Raw genomic sequence first — 271 nt, 5'->3', positions numbered from 1 at the left:
TTGATGTATTACCTCTGACGTTTCGTAGCTCAGATATTATAACCTTAGATGCGCATTATCAGTGTGCATCGTTATTAGAGGCTTTTGGTGAACACCCAGTCCTTGGCTTTACCAGTTTTGATATTTTAAAGAAATTTGCGAATGGTCTAGAACAGCATACCGAGCTTGCACAACAACTCATCCAACAAGCATATCAACAAGCCCCAAATCCAGAAAACGCCGATGCGCCAGTGCCATCCTCCAGTAAACGGTTAGAAGAGCCGGAATTATC

The 271-nt window shown here is 42.8% G+C and carries 1 pseudogene; it reads left to right on the top strand.

The window, feature by feature from the left end:
- Nucleotides 1-271: pseudogene (locus tag CWB76_RS19515) on the top strand (diguanylate cyclase); the annotation flags it as partial.

This window comes from Pseudoalteromonas sp. S1609 (assembly GCF_005887255.1).
Classification (GTDB): domain Bacteria; phylum Pseudomonadota; class Gammaproteobacteria; order Enterobacterales; family Alteromonadaceae; genus Pseudoalteromonas.
This window is presented reverse-complemented; position numbering and strand designations above follow the sequence as displayed.